The following is a 21,254-nucleotide window of genomic DNA, read 5'->3' on the forward strand; positions in this document are numbered from 1 at the left end:
TGCCCTCCATGAATGCAGCAGCAGAGGCCAGCATGAACAACGTCCTCGTGATCGTCTATTCCTACACCGGCACCTGCCGCCGTCTTGCCCAGCTTCTTTGCAGCCAGCAGGGCTGGGAGATGGCCGAAATCCACGACCTGCACCCGAGAAGCGGCGCACTCGGCAACTGGCGCTGCCTGATCGACTCGTTCTTCCGGCGGATGCCCGCCATCCGCTACGACGGGCCGCCGCCCGGCGACTACAAGGCTGTGGTGCTGGTCTCGCCGATCTGGGGCCTCCGGCTGGCCGTCCCGATGCGCACGTTCGTGGACCGCAAGGGTGCCCGCCTGCCCGACGTGGCACTGATCTCCGTCATGGGCGGACGCGGTGCCCCCAACGCCGTGGCCGAAGTCGGCAAGCGGCTCGGCCGCGCGCCCATCCTGAGCACCGCATTCACCATGCACGAGGTCGACGACGGCAGTTGTGCCGCCCGGCTGCAGGCATTCGGCACCGCGGTGCAGAGCGCGGAGGATTCGCGCGCCGTGGTGCGCCCCGCCACCTTGTCGCCCCAGGCGGTCTGACGCATGCGCTCGCCCGGCGCCATCCGCACGGCGGCCCTGCTGGCCTGCGGCTGTTTCCTGAGTGCCTGCACGAGCGGGCCGACGGTGGCGCAGCCCCATGCGTCGACCGCGACAGCGGCAAGCCCTGCCACCGCGCCGGCCGTTCTCGATTTCGCGTCCCTCGTGGCCAGTCGCAGGGCGTGGGTGGTCGACATCAGCACGCTGCGCGTCGGGCGCGACGAGAACTCGCAAGACATCGAACTCGAAATCGCCCCGGAGCGCGACTTCGCCGATCGCCTGGCCTGGCCGCTGCCGACGAGCGCCCGGATCAGCCAGATCCGCGACCTCGCCTCGGGCCTGATCATCGGCAGCGACGGGCTGATTCTCACCAGCGCCCACGTGGTCGCGAACATCGACGAGGCACAGGTCCAGCTGGATGACGGGCGCCGCTTCACGGCGAAGGTGGTCGGCGTCGACAAGCGCACCGACGTCGGGCTCCTGAAGATCGATGCGCACGCGTTGCCCGTGGCCGTGATCGGGGACTCCGCGTCGCTGGCCGCTGGCGACTGGGTCGCCGCGATCAGCTCGCCCTTCGGGTTCCACGGCAGCGTCACGGCCGGTGTCGTCAGCGCCGTGGAACGCGTCATGGGCGGCGCAGGCGAGATTCCCTTCATCCAGACCGATGTCGCCATCAATCCGGGCAGCTCGGGCAGCCCTCTGCTCAACAGCCGGGGCGAAGTGGTCGGCATCAACTCGCTGATCTACAGCGGCAGCGGCGGCTACATGGGCCTGTCCTTCGCGGTGCCGATCAACCTGGCGATGCAGGTTGCGCAGCAGTTGCGCGCGCATGGCATGGTACGGCGTGCCTATCTGGGCGCCGAGTTCCAGGAGGTGACGCCAGCGCTGGCCCAGTCCTTCGGCCTGCCTGCGACCACAGGCGCGCTGGTGGTGCGGGTCGAGAAAGGCAGCCCCGCGGACGCGTCCGGCCTCGCCCAGGGAGATGCAGTGCTGGAGTTCGACGGCAAGCCTCTGGCGCATGTCATCGACCTGCCGCAGCAGATCGCGCAACGCAAGCCGGGCAGCCGCATGCAGCTGGAGGTGTGGCGCAACGGCAAGAGCCGCCTGCTCCAGGTGTCCCTGGCGGCGCAGCCCGGGACGCCGGAGACATCCCTCACGAGCGCGGCACCCGAATGGAACGACGGATTGGGCCTGAGCCTGGGTGATCTCTCGCCTGCGCAGCGGCTGCAGCTGCGCATCGACAGCGGCCTGATCGTGAGGGAGGCGGACGGCATTGCACGCAGCGAAGGCATTCGCGGGGGCGACGTGATCGTCGCGCTGAACACCGTGAAGCTCCATCGTCTGGAAGATTTCAGGCAAGGCCTGTCGCAGCAGCCTGCCGGGGGCATGGTCGCGCTGCTGGTGCTGCGCGACCGGCGGCTCGCTTACCTGGCGGTGCGCATGCCGGCATCGCGCGGGCGCCCCTGACCCGGCCCAAGCGGAATCTCGGCGGTCTTCTCTTCACTTTTCTGCAAGGACACACCATGAGACATCTGGACGCAAGCGATCGCCTCGCGATTCGCCAGCAACTCGACCTGCTGAAGGAGCAGGTGCTCGAGGAACTCCGTGCATCGGCGCCTTCGGCGCACCTCATGCCCGCCGAGGACGCGCACGAAGTGAAGACACATGCCGACGAGGCCGAAGCGGAGCGTGCCGCAGACGTGTACATGGCCGAGGTGGAGGTCGACTACGCCAGGCTCGAAGAGATCGAGCGGGCGCTCGCGCGCATGGAGGACGGACGCTACGGCATCTGCGAGGACTGCGGCGTGGAAATTCCGCGCGCGCGATTGCTCGCGCAGCCCACCGCCGTTCGCTGCACTGCATGCCAGACGGCGGCCGAGGCGCGGCATCGGACCTGAAGGCGCAAGGCCGCGCTCATTCGTGATCGTCCTTGCGGCGATCCTTCGCCTTCTTCGCTGACTTTGTCTTCTTGTCCTTTTTCTTTCCGTCGGGCGCATGCACTTCGTCCGCGACCTGCTGGCGGCCGGCGCCATGGAGCAACGACTTCTTGACATTGCCTGTCGCGGCTTCGTCTCGCGCGTAGCTCACGACGCGGTATACGGAGCGGTTGGCGCCGCCGCAGCCCAGGTTGCAGATGACCGTGTCGTTCCTGCTCGCGCTGTCGTTCTCGAAATCGGGGGCCTCGTCTTCGAGCCAGCCGTGGTTCTCGATCGTCGTCTCGATGCGGCACTCGCGTGGCACCACGATGCCGAGCCTGCGCAGGAATTCGCGCGGCCGTCCCAGATAGGCGCGGAACTCGGCGGGCGTGCAGGCCCAGAAATGCGCGTTGAAAGGTTCGGCCCGAATGACTTCGGACCGGGCGGAAAAATCGACGACTCTGTTTGGCATGGGCGGCTCCGGTGGGGTTGCAAGGCGCGTTGTCCATAGCGTAGGGACACTTGCCCGTGCCGCCTTGACGCTGGTCAAGGCGCGGGGTGAGTGCACCCCGCAGACGCGGCGCCAACGGCCGGACGCCCCGCCCCTGGCCCGAATGGCGATTCGCCTAGTGCTTGTGGCCGCCCGGTGGTGTCGACGCGCGGCTCGCGGACGATGCCAAGGCTGCCCCGTCCATCAGCACGCCGAAATCGGTCACCGCCGCCTCGCCGGTCACGTAGACCGCCTCGTTGTCCCGGCGCACGAGGCCCCGGCTCTCCATGTCGCGCATGGTCTTGTTGACCACCTCTCTCGAAAGGCCCGCGTAGGACGCGATCACCGACTGCGAAATCCGCTTGTCGAAGCCGCCGGTGCCGGAAGAAGGCGCCAGATCCGTGAGCTGGTGCAGGACGCGGTGCACCACGGCTTCGGGCGGCAGCGAGGAGATGCGGCGCATCTGGGTGCGCAACATGCTCGTGCGCTTCATTGCCAGCCCCAGCAGACCGAAGACCACCTCGGGGTGCCGTGCGCAAACGTCGCGCATCGCGGCTATCGGCACGAAGTAGACCGCCGAGGGAAGCGCGGCGACCAGCTTGTGCTTGGAGAGGTAGCTGTCCTCCCGGATCGACAGGTCGAAGAAGAAGTCCTGGCGTGCGACGAATTCGGTCGTCACATCGAAGCCATCGTCGCGTGCCGGCGTGACGACCCGCAGCAGGCCGCTTGCAACGTAATAGACCTGATCGGTCGACTCTCCCACGTCCAGCAAGGTTTCGTTGCGCTTGTATTCGCGAAGTTCACTGCACTTGATGAGCGCCTCGCGCTCTGCGGCCGGCAGGCCGGCAGTCAGGGGATTCAGGTACATGGCGCGCATCATGGAGGGCCTCCGCCTGAACATCAATCACCCGGATATGGGATTTTCAGCGTCAGGCGCACGCGCACATACAGGCCCTAGAGCTCCGGCCCCAGGCCGATGGGCGCAGGCACGATGTTCACGATGCGCGTGAAGAGCGCGTTGTATTCGAGATCCGCCACGTGCCCGGTCAGCGGGTCCCGGTTCTGCGAGAAGGCCTCGTCCAGGTCGCGCCAGTCGTTCTCGGTCAGCACGCGCTCGGCCAGGGGCAGGATCTCCCGCTCCTCCAGGGCCATGTGGTTCAGGTAGAAGTCCACATAGTCGTTCACCGCGCTTTCGAAGGCCTCGCGCCGCGGCTCGCCCAGCATCTCGAACGCCAGCAGCGCATGCTCGACGTTGCGGATCCGGCGCTCGCCCCAGGCATGGTCGCTGTCGAGCCGGTCCATCAGCTCGCGCGACATCGGCGTCCTGGCGCGCAGCTTGGGGAAAAGCAGGTCGGTTTCCTTGCGGTGATGCCGCTTCTCGGGAAACTCGTCGACGTAGAAGAGCATGGCCCGCAGTGCCGCGAAATCGGGCAGTGTGCCTTTCTTGCGGTGCTGCTCGAGCAGCATGACGATGGAGCGAAGCATGGCCGCAAGCGCGGCATGCTCCTGGCGAATGATGCGGGTGGTGGCGTGGATCATGGGGGGCTTCCTGTGCATGCCCGCAGGGTCGCGCGTTCGGCAGTGCGCGGGGTTGCTCCAGATCAAGGACGGGCCCTGGGCGAGCCTCGCGCTTGATCAATGTCAATCCGCGCGGCAACTTCGTCCGGATACTGGGCCGATCCCATCAGCCCATCGGAGTCTTGCCATGTACCAGAAAATTCTTGTTCCCATCGACGGCAGTTCCACGTCCGCCCGGGGCCTGGCCGAAGCCATCCGCCTGGCGAAGCTCACCGGCGGGCGCCTGCGCCTCGTCCACGTCATCGACGAGCTGTCGTTCGCACTGGCCATGGATGCCTATTCCGGCTATGCCGGCAACTGGCTCGAGGAACTGCGCAAGGATGCCAGGAAGCTGCTCGAGGACGCGCGCGCCGAAGCCGCCGCGGCAAGTGTCGCGTCCGACGCCGTGCTACTCGACAGCTTCAGGGGCGCCGTGCATGACCAGGTGATCGCCGAAGCGGTGTCGTCGAAGGCCGATCTGATCGTGATCGGTACGCACGGCCGGCGTGGAATCGGCCGCTGGGTCATGGGCAGCAGCGCGGAACACATCCTGCGCATGTCGCCGGTGCCGGTGTTGCTGATCCGCGCGCCCGAGAGCGCGAAGGCCGAGTCCGAGCACTTCACGTTGCCGAGCGGGATGCTTGCCAGCCAGTGATTCGTCGTCAGCGGGCCGTCGCGCGCCAACGCGCTTCGACCTGTGCAACGTCCACGGTGCCTTCCGTGGAGACTTCGATGGTCAGCGCCTGCTCGCCGGGCTCCAGCGACTCGTGGTTTTCCAGTTGGCGCTGCAGCACCGGCAGGCCGGCTTCCGATGCGTCCAGGCGCGCCGCGTCGCGCTCGGCCACACGGCGGCGCAGCGTGGCGTGCGCGGCGCGGCAATCGAGGATCGCGAAGGGCACGTGCAGCTCCGCGGCCAGCGTATCGAAGCTGCGGCGTTCCGCACGGCGGAGAAAGGCCGCATCGACGATCACCGGGTAGCCTGCCAGCAGTGCACCGCGCGCGCAGGCGCGCAGCCTGTCGAAGGTGAGCCGCGTTGCCTGCTCGCCGTAGATGTCGAGCCCGAGGTCGGCGGAGCGCGCCAGTGGTGCCAGTCCGTGCAGCCGCTTGCGTTCCACATCCGAGCGCACGCGTACAGCCCCCGCGGCGCATAGCAGTTGCAGGGCGACGCTGGATTTGCCCGAGCCCGAGAAACCGTGCGTGATCAGCAGCCGGGCATCCTCCGGCGGCCGCGCGGCCGGCTGCGCCGCGCACGCCAGATAGTCGGGCCGCACTCCGCGATCGGCCCCCTGGGGAAGGAGGCCGCAGGCCATGGCACGCACCAGCGCACGATAGACCTCGTAGAAGCGCAGCACCTGCAGGCCTTGGTAGTCACCGCTGTGCTCCAGCCATGCGTCCAGAAAGCGGTAGGCCAGATCGGGGCGCCCGTGGGCCGTCAGGTCCATGGTGAGGAAGGCGATGTCGTTCACGACGTCGATGCTTCTCAATGCCGGGTCGAACTCGATGCAGTCGAAGGGCGTGAGCGCGCCGTCGACAAGGACGACATTCGCCATGTGCAGGTCGCCGTGGCATTCGCGCACCGCACCACTCTGCTGACGCACGATCCAAGCCATGCGCAATGCCTGTGCCTGCTCGCCGATCCACGCGCGCAGCGCCACGAGGCGGGGGTCCTCGCCCTGCGCCTGCAAGGCGTCGAGGATGTCGGTGGCCGCGCGCGTGATCAGCTCGGGACTGCCGAATTCGGACACCCCTGCCATCCGCGGGGCAGCCTCATGCAGACCCGCGAGCCGCTCCGCAAAGTCGTCGAGCCATTCGGGTCGGAACTCCCGGGTCGGCAGCAGGTTGCGCAACAGCGACGACTCGGGAAAGCGCCGCATCCGGACCACGTGGTCGATCGGCGTGCCATCGCCCCCGATCCGCGGCGACGTGCGCGTGCCGCAGACCGGCGCCACGTCGATGTACAGCGAGGGGGCGAAGCGCCGGTTCAGGCGAAGCTCTTCCTCGCAGAAATGCTTGCGGGCTTCGACGCTGCCGAAGTCCAGGAACGGCAGGCGAACCGGCTTCTTCAGCTTGCAGGCCAGCGTCGCAGTCAGCAGCACCCAGGAGATGTGCGTCTCCACGAGCGCTACCGGCTCACCGGTTTCCCGCCGGAGCGTTTCCCGCAGCGCATCGACCAGCGTGGTGTCCATGGCGCGAATTCTCGCTGCAACTGCGCCGGCAGGCCCACGCCGGGCGGTTCAATGCGCGATGAGGACGGGCACGGTCATCTGCGCGAGTATCTGCCGCGTCACGCCACCCAGCACTCGCTCGCGCAGGCGCGAATGACCGTAGCCGCCCATCACGAGCAGGTCGGCACCCAGGTCCGAGAGCCGCGACAGGAGCGCATCGGCGATGTCGATCTCGGTCACCTCGGATTCGGCATGCGCCTGCACGCCGTGGCGCAGCAGGAACTGGATCATGTCCGGCAGCAGCAGCCGTTGCGTGTTGTCTTCGTCATGCGGATGGCGCAGCGAAATGAGCGTGACGCGCGCCGCCTGGCGCAGCGCCGGCAACGCCGAGCGAAGCGCGACGGCGGATTCGCGCGAACCGTCCCACGCCGCGACGATGGTCCTTGGGCGGCCCTCGAAGACACCGGCCGAAGGCACGACCAGCACCGGCCGCCCCACCTCTATCAGCACGTCCTCGGCCAACCCGCGGGTCGTGGTGTCGCCCCGGTTCGGGGCGTCGCTTTGACCGAGCACGACCAGGTCGCTCGCGCGTCCGTACCGCACCACGGCGTCGGCCGCCACATCGTCGACCATGCGCACCTCGTACGACAGCGGTCCCGATCTGGCTATGTCCGTCCTGAATTCCCGGGCGACGGCCTCGGCGCGCCGCCGCAGATAGTCGCTCGATTCCGCGATGTAGTCGGTCATGCCGGTGGCGATGGCACCGGCGGGAATGATGCCGTCGTACAGCCCCGAAGGCAGGAGCCCGACAAGATGGCTCTCGTGCGCCCGCGCCCAACGGGCGGCCATGGCGGCGCGCACGGGACTCCTGAGCGAGTGATCCAGGTGAACGAGGATGGTCTTGTAATTCATGCGTGCCCCGCGGGATGGCGCACCGCAAGCGGCGCAGTGGATGGACGGCAGGGCTGATGTTCATGCCGTGAGAGCAACGCGGCATTGACGACGATCAAGCCGGCGTCATCTCGGTTGCGGCTCGCGCGGCCGCGAAGCCGCGAGGCTCACGCCTGCACGCCGAACAGGGCTCCCACGCCGGCGGTGACTCCCATGGCCAGCGTGCCCCAGAAGGCCACGCGCCAGACGCTTCGCGCGATCGGCGTGCCCCCGATCCTGGCGGCCGCAGCCCCCAGCAAGGCGAGGAATGCGATCGCGGTGCACACGGTCCAGGGCAGGAGCGCGCCGGAAGGCGCACAGGCGACCACCACCAGGGGCAGCGCGGCGCCCACGGAAAAACTCGCCGCCGAGGCCAGCGCGGCCTGCAACGGCCGTGCGCTGAGCGTTTCCGAGATGCCGAGTTCGTCACGCGCGTGCGCCCCGAGCGCGTCGTGGGCCATGAGCTGCGCGGCGACCTGCTGCGCGAGCTTGTACTCGAGACCGCGCCGCACGTAGATCGCCGTGAGCTCCCGGTGCTCCGCGTCCGGCTCCGTGGCGAGTTCGATGCGCTCGCGCTCGAGGTCGGCCTTCTCGGTGTCGGCCTGCGAATGCACCGACACGAACTCGCCGGCGGCCATCGACATCGCGCCCGCGACCAGCCCCGCGATGGCGGTCGTCAGGATGGCCTCGTGGCTGGCGTGGGCGGCGGTGACGCCCACGACAAGGCTGGCGGTGGAGATGATGCCGTCGTTGGCGCCCAGCACGGCGGCGCGCAGCCAGCCTATGTGTTCGGTGCGATGACGCTCGGCGTGCGCGCGGTAGTGGAATGATTTCATGTGAGATTGGCAGTCAGCGTGAAGAGCGCCCGGGCAGCATGCGAGCGAGCGTGTTGTCGTGCGTGAGGTAGTGATGGGCCAGCGCCGCGGCGGCATGCAGCCCGATGAGGAAATAGCCGGCCGTGGCCAGCGTCTCGTGCACGTCCTTGAGCTGCTTCGACAGGGTGTCGTTTGCCCCCAGCAGCGAAGGCACGGACAGGCCGAACAGCACGATGGGCTTGCCCTCGGCGCTGAGCGTGAGCCAGCCCAGCAAGGGCGTGGCGATCATGAAGGCGTACAGCGCCAGGTGCATGAGCTGCGACAGCCTGCGCTGCCATGCCGGCGGTGCCGGCGCGATCTCGGGCGCCGCCCCCGTGCTCCAGCGCACGGCGATCCGCGCGGCCACCAGCGCCAACACACACAGGCCCAGCAGGAAATGCAGAGGTTTCAAGGCGCCGCGCAGGTCACTGCCCCTGGGCGCAAGCCCGCGCAGTTCCATGCAGGCATAGACAGCGGCAAGCAGCAGCAACATCGCCCAATGCAGAACGATGATGGGAGTGCCGTAGCGGGAGGTCGAATTTTTCCAGGGCATTTCGAGCGCCTTCAAAAGTGCGTACCGACGATGAAGTTCAGCAGCCAGCGGTCGGCCTCGCTGGTCAGGCCCTTGCCGATGCCGACGTTCACGTCGAAGCGATCGAATTCGTGGTCCAGCGCCACGAACAGCGTCTTGCTGTTCTTGCGCAGCGCATCGAGATGCGAGAGCGCACCGAGTTCGTTGTAGGTTTCCAGGCCGATCTGGGTCTTGTCGTCCAGGGCATAGGCGATCCTGGCGTCCAGGTCGAGCGTGATGGGCCCGCCGTGCCGCGCCAGGCTCCAGTCGATGTTCGGATTCACCGCCAGCGTCCAGGGGCCTGTGCGGTATCCAAGAATGCCCTTGAGCTCGGCGTTCCATGCGGTGAGAGATACGCGAAGGCTGGTCTCGCCGATCTCCAGGTTCGCGCCCCAGAACATGCCCTGCGTCTTGTCGTGCGGTGCGATGTATTTGATGCGGACCTTGGCGCCATCCACCTTGGGATCGGCATTGGGGGCGCGGCTCGAGAGCACGTAGAGCCCGAGTTCCAGCGTCTCGCTGACGCCGTAGTAGAACTCCGGCGTGAGGCGGTAGACATGCCGCGGCGGCTGTTCGCCAGCGTAGCCCGGCGTGGACGCGCCGGAGAAGACGTAGTTGTTGTGGACATCGACACCGAATTGCCCCGGCGCACTCATGTCGTCGAGATAGACCTGGATTTCCTCGGGGGCGGCCGAGGCCGGCGGCGCTACGGACATTGCGCCGGCAAGAAACAGGATGCCGATGGCGGGATGGACGCGCGCGCGGCTTGAAGATGAATTCACGATAGAACCTCTCGACACTGAACAAGATCGCTGCGCGAGCGCGCGCAGCAGGGTCGACATCGCGTGGCGACGTCGCTGCTCAGGTCGACGCAGGAGGTGCGGTCTTGGGCGGAAGGCGGCGCCATATGGCGGTGGGCGGAGGCGCCCGGCAACGTGCATGCGGACGCCCGTTCGGGCCGCGCGAGGACAGCGGCCGGGGCACGGGCAGGCGCACGATCAACGGCAGCAAGGCCAGGACCAGGGCCATGAGGCCGGCCAGCCCGTCATGGAATGCACCGGGCTGGTCGATGCTGGCGCCCGAGGGCACGAACACCGTGGTCTCGGGGCTGGCCACGTGGCCGGGCCGCTCGTCGGGCTCGAACTGGACGGTGGCACTGACCGCGCGTATGCGAAAGCCGGGTTCGTCCTCCCAGCCGTCATCGCGGAAATGGATGGCAATGAAAGGCTGCAGGGCAACCAGCATCATGGCGAACAGCAGCCACCACACGGTGGATTCCGGGCGTTGGCGCAGATGCCGATGCGGCTGCAGTTTCATGCGATCTCGAGCCCTGGTCAGAAGGCGGCTGTGCCAGGACAGGATGGTCCGGGTGCACAAGCCCGAATGCGCCAAGGGTAAGCAGGTTGAGCGCAGGCGCAAAGAAGCGCGCCGCAATGTGCCCGGGATGCCAAAGAGAATCAGTCTTCTTACTACCTCCCACCAGCACCACCAGCAGCGACGTCCTCCTTGGCGGACGGCCTCATCCGGCCTTCATCGGCGTTGCCATGCCAGCATGCACCGAGAAGTAGCGCCGCACCAGGGCCACGAGTTCGCCGTTGCCCAGATGCCCCACCGTCTCCCATCCGACGATGCGACCCGCCACCTCGGGGCGATGCTTCTCGACGTAGTGGCGGAAATCGGCCTGTGCGGTGTAGGAGCCGGCGACGAGCACTTCGGTGATCCCCGCCATCGCATCGCATACCTCGCCGAAGAATTCATGCTCGCTGCGAACACTGCTGCCATGCTGGCGCGTGTAGTGGACATGCGCCCTGACCTGCTGCGCGATGACCTGAGAAGCGTCGAACTGGAGGATTTGCGCCGAGTGGTGATCGACCCAGGCGACGGCATGGAAAAGCGACATGGAGGAACCCGCTGGAAAAAAAGTGGAAGGCAAAGACCGTCCGGCAGCCGCGAGGGCCTACGCCTCGATGATCACTTTCAGCGCATGCGTCTCGGCCGCGCGACCGAAGGTGTCGTAGGCCTCCAGGACCTGGTCGAGCCTGAACCTGTGGGTGATCAGCAACTTCGGATCCACCTTGCGCGACTGCACCGTCTTCAGCAGCATCGGTGTCGACACCGTGTCGACCAGCCGCGTGGTGATCGCGATGTTCTGCGACCACAGCCGCTCCAGATGGAGTTCCGCCGGATGCCCGTGAACACCGATATTCGCGATGGTGCCGCCGGGCGCCACGATGTCCTGGCAAAGCACGAAGGTGGCCGGTATGCCAACCGCCTCGATCGACACGTCGACGCCACGCCCGCCCGTGAGCGCGAGCACGGCCTTGGCCGCCATGCCGTCGGCGCTGTTGATCGTTTGCGTCGCGCCGAAGCGGCGCGCGACCTCGAGACGGCCGTCGTCCAGGTCGATCAGGATGAGCTGCGAAGGCGAATAGAACCGGGCGGTGAGCAGCGTGGCCAGCCCGATCGGGCCCGCCCCCACGATCGCCACCGTGCTGCCGGGCGCGACCTTGCCGTTGAGCACGCCGCACTCGAAGCCGGTCGGCAGGATGTCGCTGAGCATCACCAGCGCCTCCTCGTCCGCGCCCGGCGGTATCGGATAGAGGCTGGTGTCCGCATGCGGGATGCGCACGTACTCGGCCTGCGTGCCGTCGATGGTATTGCCCAGGATCCAGCCGCCGGTGGCGCAGTGCGAATACATGCCGCGCCGGCAGTACTCGCACTTGCCGCACGACGAGATGCACGAGATCAGCACGTGATCGCCCGGATGGAAGGCCGTCACGCCGTCGCCGACGGCTTCCACGACACCCACCCCCTCGTGCCCGAGGATGCGGCCCGGCGTGCAGGTCGCCACGTCACCCTTGAGGATGTGCAGGTCGGTGCCGCAGATGGTCGTCTTGAGGATCCGCACGATGGCGTCGCCCGCTGCCTGGATCTGCGGCTTGGGACGGTCTTCGAGCGACTTGAGGCCGGGGCCTTGGTATACGAGTGCTTTCATGGCCCGACGTTAGGTGCTTCCGAGCGCGCATTCCTTGAGATAGCGCAAGGAAAGCCGTTCACGGGCCGTCGATCAGACCGCGGCCTCGCCTGCGCGAGTTTTCCGAATTCGAACCGCGTCCGAGGATCGACCACCCCTGCGGCGTGATGCCGAGAACGGTCGCCGGATCCTGGCGCATGCAGTCGTCGCAATCGACATGCGGAGGCGGAATGAAGGCGCGAACGTACCCCGCGGCCTCGAGCTTCCTGAGGTTCTCGATCTGCCGCCGGTCCGCCACGTCGACCGGAAACCTTGCAAGGGACAGCCGATAGAGTGTTTCAAACATGGTGGATGCCTCCATGGAGCGTGCCTGCCGGAACGTGAGCGATCCGGCGGCGGCCCGAGCCAGGCACTGATCGTAGGCATCTCGCCGAGCCGGTGCGTTGCGCTGCATCAAGCGCAAGCTCGGGGCTCGGCCCAGTACGCGCTCGCGAATGGCAAGGTTTCCAGCGCGCTCGACGCGCGGCGACGGTCGCTGTCGTCCATGGCCCTGGCAGCCACACTGCCGGGGGTCGCGCCAGCCAGCGAGCCGACCAGCATGCCGCCCGCGGACGCACGCATGGACCGGCTGCCACAGCCGGCCAGTGCCAGCGCGGCGCACAGGCCGCTTCGTTCAGGCATAGGAGCGCAGGCGTCGGGAGAAGTCCGCCAGGGGGGCGATGCCGCTCGCCTCGGCGCGCTGGCACCAGTCCTGCAGTTGCCTTGCGAGCTGTTCGCCGGTGGCTGCGGATCGGCTCCACAAGGCGGTCAACTCCCCGCGCATCGCATACATCGTGGCCAGCACCTGCGATGCGCTCAACGCCTGCATCACCTGCTGTTGCCGTGACGGGCCCAGCACCCCATGGTCCTTGCCGAGCAGCGGCTTGACCGTCTTCAGTGCGCGCGCGGCCTCTGGCGACATGCGGCGCAGGCGCTCGAGTTCGGCGACGCAGGCCTTCTTCAGCGAGCGCGTGTAGTTCGACAGCACGTCGTAGTGGCAGCGAATGACGGCCTGCACGGTGGCAAGGTCGATGTCGGCCTTGGGCGCCACGAGGCGCGGGCTCGGCGCCACATGTTTCACCTTCGCCAGGCCCAGGGCCTGCAGCACGCGGATGTAGAGCCAGCCGATGTCGAACTCGAACCACTTGCTCGACAGCTTGGCCGAGGAAGGAAAGGCATGGTGGTTGTTGTGCAGTTCCTCCCCGCCGATCAGGATGCCGATCGGCGAGATGTTGGTGCTGGCGTCCGTCGCCGGCCAGTTGCGGTAGCCCCAGTAGTGGCCGATGCCGTTGACCACGCCGGCCGCCCAGAACGGGATCCACGCGATCTGCGTGAGCAGGATCAGGCCGCCCGGCACCGCGCCGAACAGCGCCATGTCCACTACGCCCATCAGCACGATGCCGAGGATCTTGTATCTCGAATAGAGGCGCCGTTCGATCCAGTCGTCGGGCGTGCCGTGCCCATAGCGCTCCAGCGTTTCGGCATGCGCCGCCTCGCGCACGTAGAGGAACACTCCGCCCCACAGCACCCGGTTGAGGCCGTACACCTGCGGACTGTGCGGGTCTTCGGGGGTCTCGCACTTGGCGTGGTGCTTGCGGTGCACGGCGGCCCACTCCTTGGTCACCATGCCGGTGGTCAGCCACAGCCAGAAGCGGAAGAAATGGCTGGCCACGGGGTGCAGTTCGAGCGCGCGATGCGCCTGATGGCGGTGCAGGAAGATGGTGACCGACGCGATGGTGACGTGGGTGAGCGCCAGCGCGACCAGCACCGCACCCCACCAGGGAAGATCAAACACGCCGGAATAGAGTAAGGATTGCATTCGTACCTCATGGACAGTGCGCAGCATTCTGCGGACCGCGCCCGGCCGGGACCTTGACGCAGGTCAAGGCAGCGGCAGTGCATTCAATGGGATGCGAAGGTAGGAGACGCCGTTGTCGTCGGCGGGAGGAAAGCGCCCGCCGCGCACATTCACCTGGATCGACGGAAGAATGAGCGTCGGCACCTCCAGAGTCGCATCGCGGGCCGTGCGCATCGCCACGAACTCGTCGACACCGATGCCGTCGCGCACATGGATGTTGTGCGCGCGCTGCTTCGCCACCGTGGTGTGCCAGCAGGCCTGCCGCGACGCGGGCGGGTAGTCGTGGCAGACGTACATGACGGTGTCGGGCGGCAGGTCCAGCAGCCTGCGCATCGACGCGTGGAGCTGCCGGGCGTCACCGCCGGGAAAGTCGGCGCGGGCGCTGCCGACATCGGGCATGAAAAGCGTGTCGCCGACGAAGACGGCACCGTCCACCAGATACGCCATGTCGGCCGGCGTGTGGCCCGGCACCGCCAGCGCGGTGATCTCGACCTCGCCGATCCTGAAGACCTCGCCGTCCTGGAACAGGTGATCGAACTGGCTGCCGTCCGGCAAGAACCCCTGCTCGAAGTTGAAGAGCTTCTTGAAAGTCGACTGGACGACACGGATGTGCTCGCCGATGGCGATTCGTCCTCCCACCTGCGCCTGGACGTGGCGGGCGCCGGACAGGTGATCGGCGTGTGCATGGGTCTCCAGGATCCAGTCGACCTGCAGGCCGTGGTCCCTGACGTGGGCGAGCAGCCTGTCGGCCGACACCGTGCGCGTGTGCCCGGACTTGAAGTCGTAGTCCAGCACCGGGTCGATGACGGCGGCGTGCCTCGTTGCGTGTTCCCACACGACATAGGAAATCGTCCATGTCGCGGGATCGAAGAAACCTTGGGTCGTCGTGCGGGTTGTCATGGGGCTCCATCCATGGATGTCCGGTGGGGTCGAAAACAATATATATTTAAATATAATATATCGGCAGAAAGCGAAGTCGGAAAGCCATGAATTCCTCCTCCCCCATGACCATCGACCCCGAAGCGCTGCGCGGTGCCGCCGGCCGTGCGGTCGCAGCGCTCAAGCTCCTGGCCAACGAACACCGCCTGCTGCTGCTGTGCCAGCTGTCCCAGGGCGAGATGTGCGTGAGCGACCTGGAGCAGAAGCTGGGCATCCACCAGCCCACGCTGTCGCAGCAGCTGGGCGTGCTGCGCAACGACGGCGTGGTCGACACACGTCGCGAGGGCAAGAACATCTTCTACAGCGTGGCCGACCCGGCGATGCTGGAAATCCTCGCGGTTCTCTACCGCCTCTACTGTCCCAAGGAGGAATGATGTCCATCGACTGGGCCCATTTCACGCCGCTCGCCGCGCTCGCCGGGGGCGCTCTCATCGGCCTCGCCGCGGCGATGTTCGTGCTTCTGAACGGGCGCATCGCCGGTATCAGCGGCGTGCTTGGCGGCCTGCTCAGGCCGTCCCGTGGCGACGTCGCCTGGCGTGTCGCCTTCTTGCTCGGACTGGTCGGCGCGCCGTGCGTCTATCTGCTTTTCGCGGCGCTGCCGAGTGTTCGCATCGATGCGGACTACGGCGCTTTGATCCTGGCCGGACTGCTGGTGGGCGTGGGCACCCGATACGGGGCGGGCTGCACCAGCGGCCACGGGGTCTGCGGCCTGTCCCGCCTGTCGCCTCGCTCGCTCGTGGCCACGGTGGCGTTCATGGGCGCCGGCTTTGCGACGGTGTTCGTGGTGCGCCATCTGTTCGGCGCCTGAGGAGATTGCCATGATCGCTCTCGCTTCGTTGCTCGCCGGGCTGGTCTTCGGCCTCGGGCTGATCGTCTCCGGGATGGCCAATCCGGCCAAGGTGCTGGGCTTTCTCGACCTGGCCGGCGCATGGGATCCCTCGCTCGCCTTCGTGATGGCCGGTGCCATCGCCGTCGCCATGGTCGGCTTCCTGGCGGCCCGGCGCCGCACGCTGTCGATCCTGGGCGCGCAGATGCGCGTGCCCTCCGCGCGGCGCATCGATCGCCGCCTTGTCCTGGGCAGCCTGCTCTTCGGCGTGGGCTGGGGCGTTGCCGGCTTCTGCCCCGGGCCCGGGCTTGTCGCCCTCGGAATGGGCGAGCCCAAGGCCCTGGTCTTCGTGGCCGCGATGCTGGCCGGCATGGGCATCTTCGAACTGCTCGAGCGTCGGGTGCGGCAGACAGGATCGCACAGCACCTGAAACGGGCTGCCCCGGTGGCTTGCGACGGCTCAGGCCTTGGCCGCGACGCGGGAGGTCGCCGGTGCGACGGCTCCCGCGCGCGGCGCATGCACCAGCAGCACGGGTACCGGGGCGCTGCGCAGGATCTGTTCGCCGGCCTTCTGCATCAGCGGGATCAGATCGCTGCCGCAGCCCGCGAGGCTGTCGAAGCTCCAGGCGTACTTCAGTTCGTCCACGACGTGCAGCAGCCGCAGCGTCGATCCCTCTATCCGGGCCAGGCGGATGGCCTCGTCCAGCCCTGCCAGCGAGGTGGGACTGCCGTCCAGGGGAACAAGAATGCGTGAATACATGGCGGGCTCCAGTCGTGGCTCCGATCGGATCGAATCGGTGTGCATCCACTGTGTCGCGCACCCTTTCGTGCCCGCTTGACGCGCATCAAGCCGCCGGTGAGTTCGAGCGATGTTGACGTGGCGCAAGCCCGCTTTGTCCGCGCGGCCGAAGAATGCACCTGCCCGTCGCGCCAGGGCCGGCGGCAGGCAAGTGTTCCATGCGGCCCCAAGGAGAGAACGCCATGTCCCTGTACGCGCACATCCTGGTCCCGGTGGACGGCAGCCCCACGGCCGACCGCGGCCTGCGGGAGGCCATCCGCCTGGCTTCCGCGCTCGGGAGCAAGCTGCGCCTGCTGCATGTCATCGACGATTTCCCGATGCTCGTGGAGCTGTCGACGATCTCCAGCTTCGAGGCCGGCATGCAGCAGATGCGCCAGTACGGCAAATCGGTGCTGACGAAAGCCTTGTCGGAGGCCACGGCGGCCGATGTGCAGGCGCAGACCGTACTGCGCGAGATCACGCAGGGCCGCGTGGCCGATGCCGTGATCGACGAGGCCGCCAAGACCGCCTGCGACCTGATCGTGATGGGCACCCATGGCCGCCGTGGCCTGGGCCGGCTGGCGCTGGGCAGCGACGCGGAGCGCGTCGTCAGGGGCAGTGCCGTGCCGGTGCTGCTGGTGCGCATGGAAGCGGCCGATTGAGCATTCCCCGGACCGCTCCCCTCCAACCTTCATTCAAGCGAGACCCCCATGACAAGCACCCACCCGCTTCGCACCTTGCTGGCGCCGATCGCCATCGCGCTCAGCGCCACGGCTTTCGCAGCCGACTACACGGCCCCCGCCCAGCTGACTCCGCCCGAAAGCGCGATGCAGAAAAAGACCCGTGATGCCGCCCACAGGGCCGCACAGGATGCGGAACGGGCGGCCCGCAAGGCCGCCGACGCCGCCAGGGACGCGGCAGAGAAAGGCAAGGTCGGTGCGGGCAAGGTGTCGCGTGCCGTGGCCGAGGGCATCCGCCGCGCCGCGCAAAAGGCCGCGCAGGCCGCCACCCGGGTGGAGGAAAAAACCGCCGCTGCGAGCGCTCGCGCGCTCGATGAAAGCAAGGACGCCGCGCGCGCCGCCCAGGAAGAAGGCCGCAAGGCCGCCGCCGCGACCAGTGAAGCGCTTGCCAGGGCCGAGGAGTCGGTCGCACGCTCCGCGCAGGCGAGCAAGGAAGAGGCCGAGAAGGCAGCGCGTGCGGCGCGCGAGGCGCTCGACAAGGCGGAGGAAGCCACCCGCGCCGCCGCCAAGGCCGCTGCGGACGCCTCTGCCCGCACGCTCGAAGCCATGAAGCGTGCCACCCGCCCCGCGGGTGCCGACAAGACCTGAACTCGTTCGCCTGCTTTTTCCGAAAGGATCGCCATGAACCCGGACATTCAACTCAGGCACGACGTCTTCGCCCAGCTCAATTGGGACCCTGCCGTCAACGCATGCGACGTCGACGTGTGCGTGGAGAACGGCGTCGTGACATTGCGCGGCGAGGTCGCAGACGAAGCCCAGCGGCAGGCCGCCGAACGTGCCGCGCGCCGCACCGAGGGCCTGACCACGCTGCAGAACAGGCTCATCGTGCGTGACTCCGCTGGCCTGCACACGCTGACTCAACGCACCGCTTGACGCGGATCAAGGCGCGTCCGAAGGCACGCCCGAAGAATGAAATCCGCAGCAAGACAGAGGGAGGTTGATCTTGGATGCGTTCCAGTCCGGCACATCACCGCTGACGCGCGGATCCCCGCCATGTGTGACGATGCCCACGAGATGGCTGGAATGCCGCCTGGCGAGCCGTGCCGCCAGAAGGGTGCGGACCTCGCAACGCTCGGTGTGGTCCAGGTGGACGGCGATGGTCGGGAGCGTCATGCCTTTCCTCGCGCCGCGGCCACCGGGGCCTTGGGCCTGGATCGGCGCGGCGCCGATCCAGCAGCCAGCGCCGTGTGAAGGGTGCACAGCGCGTCGTGCACCACGTCGTTACGGGAGGCCGGCGCATCTGCCGCATGCGCCTGAGCGCCCTTGTTTTCCGGCGCTGCGCTCAAGGCCGGTTCCTGACGTGTTCCGACGGCGGCATCGGGCCAGAACGCGTGCAGCGGCGCCAGGGCCAGCGCTTGCCAGTCCTCGGCGCGCATGACCGCATCCGTCCCGGCGCGGGTCTCCTCGATGCCACGCTGCAGCGCGCTGGACCCGATGGTCTCCAGCATTTCGAGCGCATGCAGCCAGATGCTCCACTGCGCCTTGCACAGTGCCAGCGGAAATGTGATCTCGGTGCTCATGGTGTGTCCTCTCGGCCAAGGCCTGCAGGAACGAATGCTGAAGCCGCGGCGGCGCGCCGGGCTTGCGCGGGATCAACATTGACCGAGCGCAAGCCGATGCACGGCCGGCTCCGCATACTGTGGCGCTCTTCCATCAAGAAAGCGGCCCGACATGGTCTCCTCATCCACACCGGCGGTCCCGAGCGAATTCCGGCTGCTCGATGCCTGGTGGCGCGCCGCCAACTACCTCTCGGCCGGCCAGATCTACCTCATGGACAACCCGCTGCTGCGCGAGAAGCTCACGCTCTCGCACATCAAGCCGCGCCTGCTGGGGCACTGGGGCACCACCCCTGGCCTGAACTTCATCTACGCGCACATGAACCGCGCCATCAATGCCAGGGATCTCGACGCGATCTTCATCGCGGGCCCGGGCCATGGCGGACCGGGCGTGGTCGCCAACACCTACCTCGAGGGCACCTACAGCGAGGTGTATCCGGCCATCGGGCAGGACGCCATCGGCCTGCGCCGGCTGTTCACCCAGTTCTCCTTTCCGGGCGGCATTCCGAGCCATGTATCGCCGGAAACACCCGGTTCGATCCACGAAGGCGGGGAGCTGGGCTATTCGCTGCTCCACGCCTATGGCGCGGTCTTCGACAACCCCTCGCTGCTGGCCTGCTGCGTGATCGGCGACGGCGAGGCCGAGACCGGCGCGCTCGCGGCGAGCTGGCACTCCAACAAGTTCCTGAACCCCGCGCGCGACGGCGCGGTGCTGCCGATCCTGCACCTCAACGGCTACAAGATCGCCGGCCCCACGGTGCTTGCGCGCATCGGCGACGAGGAGCTGGTCCAGCTGCTGCGCGGCTACGGACACGAGCCGTACTTCGTGGTGGGCGACGATCCGGCGCTGATGCATCCGCTGATGGCGCAGGTGCTCGACAGCGCGCTTGACCGGATCCGGTCGATCCAGGCGCAGGCGCGCGAGAGCGGCTTCCGCGAGCGGCCGCGCTGGCCGATGATCGTGCTGCGCTCGCCCAAGGGGTGGAGCGGACCGCGCCGGGTCGACGGCGTGCAGATCGAAGGCACTTTCCGTGCGCACCAGGTGCCGCTGGCCGACTTCCGCGCCAAGCCCGAGCACATCGGCCTGCTGGAGGACTGGCTGCGCAGCTACCGCCCCGAGGAACTGTTCGACGCGGCCGGCACCCTGCGTGCGGAGATCGCCGCACTCGCGCCGCGGGGCGCCCGCCGCATGAGCGCCAACCCGCACGCCAACGGCGGCCTGCTGCTGAAGGATCTGGCGATGCCGCCTTATCGCGCGCATGCGGTGGCGCTCGATGCACCCGGCGCCACCGACGCCGAGGCCACGCGCGTGGCCGGCGAGTTCCTGCGCGAGGTGATGCGGCTGAACGCGGATGCGGGCAACTTCCGGGTCATGGGGCCGGACGAAACCGCATCGAACCGGCTCGGCGCGCTGTTCGAGGTGACACAGCGCACCACCAGCGCGCAGATTCTTCCGGGAGACGACCATCTCTCGCCCGACGGCCGCGTGATGGAGGTGCTGAGCGAACATCTCTGCCAAGGCTGGCTCGAAGGCTACCTGCTGACCGGCCGGCACGGCTTCTTCTCCTGCTACGAGGCGTTCATCCACATCATCGACTCGATGTTCAACCAGCATGCCAAGTGGCTGAAGGTGTCGCGCGGCATCGGCTGGCGCCGGCCCATCGCCTCGCTGAACTACCTGCTGACCAGCCACGTCTGGCGGCAGGACCACAACGGCTTCAGCCACCAGGACCCGGGCTTCCTGGACCACGTGGTCAGCAAGAAGGCCGAGGTCGTGCGCGTGTACCTGCCGCCGGACGCCAACACCCTGCTCTCGGTGACCGACCACTGCCTGCGCAGCCGCGACTACGTGAATGTGATCGTGGCCGGCAAGCAGCCTTCGCCGCAGTGGCTGGACATCGACGCCGCGACGCGCCACTGCGCCGCGGGCCTCGGCATCTGGGACTGGGCGAGCAACGACGAAGGTGGCGCGCCCGACGTGGTGATGGCCTGCGCCGGCGACGTGCCCACGCTGGAGACGATGGCGGCCGTCGACCTGCTGCGCGACGAAGTGCCGCAGTTGAAGGTGCGGGTGGTGAACGTGGTCGACCTGATGGCGCTGCAGTCGCCCTCGGCGCATCCCCACGGCATCGCGGACGAGGAGTTCGACGCCATCTTCACCACCGACAGGCCCGTGATCTTCGCGTTCCACGGCTACCCTGCGCTGGTCCACCGGCTGATCTACAAGCGGCGCAACCACCCCGGCTTCCACGTTCACGGCTACTGCGAGGAAGGTACCACCACCACGCCCTTCGACATGACGGTGCTCAACCGGCTGGACCGGTTCCACCTGGCGGCCGATGCCATCTCGCGCACGCCCAGGCTTTGCGACAGCACGGGCCATGTGCAGCAGCACCTGCGCGACAGGCTTCTGGAGCACCGGGCCTACATCACCCGCCATGGCCGCGACATGCCCGAGATCGAGACGTGGCGCTGGAAGGGCTAGCCGGCGCCCGGCCCGCCACT

28 protein-coding genes are annotated in these 21,254 nt (G+C 67.7%); 11 read left to right on the plus strand and 17 right to left on the minus strand.

Features of this window, described 5'->3' with window-relative positions:
• The first annotated feature begins 32 nt into the window (after nucleotides 1-32).
• The 3 genes from QRN67_RS07760 to QRN67_RS07770 are packed head-to-tail and all read left to right on the plus strand — an operon-like array spanning nucleotide 33 to nucleotide 2,455.
• The gene (locus QRN67_RS07760) at nucleotides 33-560 is read left to right on the plus strand and encodes a flavodoxin family protein (RefSeq protein ID WP_285411330.1); all 528 of its coding nucleotides are present in this window, start codon (nucleotides 33-35) and stop codon (nucleotides 558-560) included.
• A 3-nt stretch (nucleotides 561-563) separates the two neighbouring features.
• Entirely contained in the window at nucleotides 564-2,024 is a 1,461-nt protein-coding gene (locus QRN67_RS07765; RefSeq protein ID WP_285411331.1) for a trypsin-like peptidase domain-containing protein, read from the plus strand.
• Between the two features lie 56 nt (nucleotides 2,025-2,080).
• On the plus strand, nucleotides 2,081-2,455 hold the full coding sequence (locus QRN67_RS07770) for a TraR/DksA family transcriptional regulator (protein WP_285411332.1): 375 nt from the start codon (nucleotides 2,081-2,083) through the stop codon (nucleotides 2,453-2,455).
• 16 nt (nucleotides 2,456-2,471) lie between these two features.
• Here QRN67_RS07770 and QRN67_RS07775 read toward each other — a convergent pair whose 3' ends face one another.
• From QRN67_RS07775 to QRN67_RS07785, 3 genes are all read right to left on the minus strand, one after another.
• Entirely contained in the window at nucleotides 2,472-3,023 is a 552-nt protein-coding gene (locus tag QRN67_RS07775) for a hypothetical protein (RefSeq protein ID WP_285411333.1), read from the minus strand.
• 76 nt (nucleotides 3,024-3,099) lie between these two features.
• Complete coding sequence (locus QRN67_RS07780; RefSeq protein ID WP_285411334.1) at nucleotides 3,100-3,843, minus strand: Crp/Fnr family transcriptional regulator; 744 nt, start codon at nucleotides 3,841-3,843, stop codon at nucleotides 3,100-3,102.
• 74 nt (nucleotides 3,844-3,917) lie between these two features.
• Nucleotides 3,918-4,502: a hemerythrin domain-containing protein gene (locus QRN67_RS07785; RefSeq protein WP_081267712.1), complete on the minus strand. Its 585-nt coding sequence runs from the start codon at nucleotides 4,500-4,502 to the stop codon at nucleotides 3,918-3,920.
• A 166-nt stretch (nucleotides 4,503-4,668) separates the two neighbouring features.
• Here QRN67_RS07785 and QRN67_RS07790 point away from each other — a divergent pair, with 166 nt between their 5' ends.
• Entirely contained in the window at nucleotides 4,669-5,175 is a 507-nt protein-coding gene (locus QRN67_RS07790; protein ID WP_285411335.1) for a universal stress protein, read from the plus strand.
• Nucleotides 5,176-5,182: 7 nt separating this feature from the next.
• Here the strand turns inward: QRN67_RS07790 and QRN67_RS07795 are convergent, their stop codons facing one another.
• From QRN67_RS07795 to QRN67_RS07845, 11 genes are all read right to left on the minus strand, one after another.
• Nucleotides 5,183-6,706 carry a bifunctional aminoglycoside phosphotransferase/ATP-binding protein gene (locus tag QRN67_RS07795; RefSeq protein WP_285411336.1) on the minus strand — a complete coding sequence of 508 codons (1,524 nt, stop codon included), beginning with the start codon at nucleotides 6,704-6,706 and terminating at the stop codon, nucleotides 5,183-5,185.
• Between the two features lie 48 nt (nucleotides 6,707-6,754).
• Nucleotides 6,755-7,597, minus strand: coding sequence for a universal stress protein (locus tag QRN67_RS07800; RefSeq protein WP_285411337.1), 843 nt, complete (start codon nucleotides 7,595-7,597; stop codon nucleotides 6,755-6,757).
• 146 nt (nucleotides 7,598-7,743) lie between these two features.
• Nucleotides 7,744-8,451 carry a VIT1/CCC1 transporter family protein gene (locus tag QRN67_RS07805; RefSeq protein ID WP_081267715.1) on the minus strand — a complete coding sequence of 236 codons (708 nt, stop codon included), beginning with the start codon at nucleotides 8,449-8,451 and terminating at the stop codon, nucleotides 7,744-7,746.
• Between the two features lie 13 nt (nucleotides 8,452-8,464).
• Nucleotides 8,465-9,022 (minus strand): cytochrome b, encoded by a 558-nt coding sequence (locus tag QRN67_RS07810; protein ID WP_285411338.1) that lies wholly within the window; start codon nucleotides 9,020-9,022, stop codon nucleotides 8,465-8,467.
• Nucleotides 9,023-9,033: 11 nt separating this feature from the next.
• Entirely contained in the window at nucleotides 9,034-9,822 is a 789-nt protein-coding gene (locus tag QRN67_RS07815; protein WP_285411339.1) for a hypothetical protein, read from the minus strand.
• Nucleotides 9,823-9,901: 79 nt separating this feature from the next.
• Nucleotides 9,902-10,357 carry a hypothetical protein gene (locus QRN67_RS07820; protein WP_285411340.1) on the minus strand — a complete coding sequence of 152 codons (456 nt, stop codon included), beginning with the start codon at nucleotides 10,355-10,357 and terminating at the stop codon, nucleotides 9,902-9,904.
• Nucleotides 10,358-10,559: 202 nt separating this feature from the next.
• A complete protein-coding gene (locus QRN67_RS07825) occupies nucleotides 10,560-10,940 on the minus strand; it encodes a hypothetical protein (protein ID WP_285411341.1) in 381 nt (126 codons plus the stop codon).
• A 57-nt stretch (nucleotides 10,941-10,997) separates the two neighbouring features.
• Nucleotides 10,998-12,035, minus strand: a complete 1,038-nt coding sequence (locus QRN67_RS07830) for a zinc-dependent alcohol dehydrogenase family protein (RefSeq protein WP_285411342.1) — start codon at nucleotides 12,033-12,035, stop codon at nucleotides 10,998-11,000.
• A gap of 58 nt (nucleotides 12,036-12,093) precedes the next feature.
• The gene (locus tag QRN67_RS07835) at nucleotides 12,094-12,360 is read right to left on the minus strand and encodes a hypothetical protein (protein ID WP_285411343.1); all 267 of its coding nucleotides are present in this window, start codon (nucleotides 12,358-12,360) and stop codon (nucleotides 12,094-12,096) included.
• Nucleotides 12,361-12,687: 327 nt separating this feature from the next.
• A complete protein-coding gene (locus QRN67_RS07840; RefSeq protein ID WP_285411344.1) occupies nucleotides 12,688-13,872 on the minus strand; it encodes a DesA family fatty acid desaturase in 1,185 nt (394 codons plus the stop codon).
• Between the two features lie 63 nt (nucleotides 13,873-13,935).
• A complete protein-coding gene (locus tag QRN67_RS07845; protein ID WP_285411345.1) occupies nucleotides 13,936-14,811 on the minus strand; it encodes an MBL fold metallo-hydrolase in 876 nt (291 codons plus the stop codon).
• A gap of 86 nt (nucleotides 14,812-14,897) precedes the next feature.
• Between QRN67_RS07845 and QRN67_RS07850 the strand changes: the two genes are divergently transcribed.
• The 3 genes from QRN67_RS07850 to QRN67_RS07860 are packed head-to-tail and all read left to right on the plus strand — an operon-like array spanning nucleotide 14,898 to nucleotide 16,106.
• Nucleotides 14,898-15,224, plus strand: coding sequence for an ArsR/SmtB family transcription factor (locus QRN67_RS07850; RefSeq protein ID WP_285411346.1), 327 nt, complete (start codon nucleotides 14,898-14,900; stop codon nucleotides 15,222-15,224).
• Entirely contained in the window at nucleotides 15,224-15,658 is a 435-nt protein-coding gene (locus QRN67_RS07855) for a YeeE/YedE family protein (protein WP_285411347.1), read from the plus strand. Before QRN67_RS07850 ends, QRN67_RS07855 begins: the two co-directional genes overlap by 1 nt.
• Before the next feature lie 10 nt (nucleotides 15,659-15,668).
• Complete coding sequence (locus tag QRN67_RS07860; protein ID WP_285411348.1) at nucleotides 15,669-16,106, plus strand: YeeE/YedE family protein; 438 nt, start codon at nucleotides 15,669-15,671, stop codon at nucleotides 16,104-16,106.
• 29 nt (nucleotides 16,107-16,135) lie between these two features.
• On the opposite strand, the gene QRN67_RS07865 is transcribed toward QRN67_RS07860, so the two are convergent.
• Nucleotides 16,136-16,435 carry a universal stress protein gene (locus QRN67_RS07865; protein ID WP_285411349.1) on the minus strand — a complete coding sequence of 100 codons (300 nt, stop codon included), beginning with the start codon at nucleotides 16,433-16,435 and terminating at the stop codon, nucleotides 16,136-16,138.
• A 221-nt stretch (nucleotides 16,436-16,656) separates the two neighbouring features.
• On the opposite strand from QRN67_RS07865, the gene QRN67_RS07870 reads away from it, so the two are divergent.
• The 3 genes from QRN67_RS07870 to QRN67_RS07880 are packed head-to-tail and all read left to right on the plus strand — an operon-like array spanning nucleotide 16,657 to nucleotide 18,066.
• Nucleotides 16,657-17,115: a universal stress protein gene (locus QRN67_RS07870; protein WP_285411350.1), complete on the plus strand. Its 459-nt coding sequence runs from the start codon at nucleotides 16,657-16,659 to the stop codon at nucleotides 17,113-17,115.
• A 48-nt stretch (nucleotides 17,116-17,163) separates the two neighbouring features.
• Complete coding sequence (locus QRN67_RS07875) at nucleotides 17,164-17,781, plus strand: hypothetical protein (protein ID WP_285411351.1); 618 nt, start codon at nucleotides 17,164-17,166, stop codon at nucleotides 17,779-17,781.
• 33 nt (nucleotides 17,782-17,814) lie between these two features.
• Nucleotides 17,815-18,066, plus strand: a complete 252-nt coding sequence (locus QRN67_RS07880; protein ID WP_081267811.1) for a BON domain-containing protein — start codon at nucleotides 17,815-17,817, stop codon at nucleotides 18,064-18,066.
• Between the two features lie 6 nt (nucleotides 18,067-18,072).
• Here the strand turns inward: QRN67_RS07880 and QRN67_RS07885 are convergent, their stop codons facing one another.
• Together QRN67_RS07885 and QRN67_RS07890 are read right to left on the minus strand one after the other, a co-directional pair.
• On the minus strand, nucleotides 18,073-18,306 hold the full coding sequence (locus tag QRN67_RS07885; protein WP_285411352.1) for a hypothetical protein: 234 nt from the start codon (nucleotides 18,304-18,306) through the stop codon (nucleotides 18,073-18,075).
• Nucleotides 18,303-18,713: a hypothetical protein gene (locus QRN67_RS07890; RefSeq protein ID WP_285411353.1), complete on the minus strand. Its 411-nt coding sequence runs from the start codon at nucleotides 18,711-18,713 to the stop codon at nucleotides 18,303-18,305. Before QRN67_RS07890 ends, QRN67_RS07885 begins: the two co-directional genes overlap by 4 nt.
• A 151-nt stretch (nucleotides 18,714-18,864) precedes the next feature.
• Here QRN67_RS07890 and QRN67_RS07895 point away from each other — a divergent pair, with 151 nt between their 5' ends.
• Nucleotides 18,865-21,234, plus strand: coding sequence for a phosphoketolase family protein (locus QRN67_RS07895; protein ID WP_285411354.1), 2,370 nt, complete (start codon nucleotides 18,865-18,867; stop codon nucleotides 21,232-21,234).
• The last annotated feature ends 20 nt before the right edge of the window (nucleotides 21,235-21,254 follow it).

It is taken from the genome of Variovorax sp. efr-133-TYG-130, from assembly GCF_030208835.1.
Lineage (GTDB): Bacteria > Pseudomonadota > Gammaproteobacteria > Burkholderiales > Burkholderiaceae_C > Variovorax.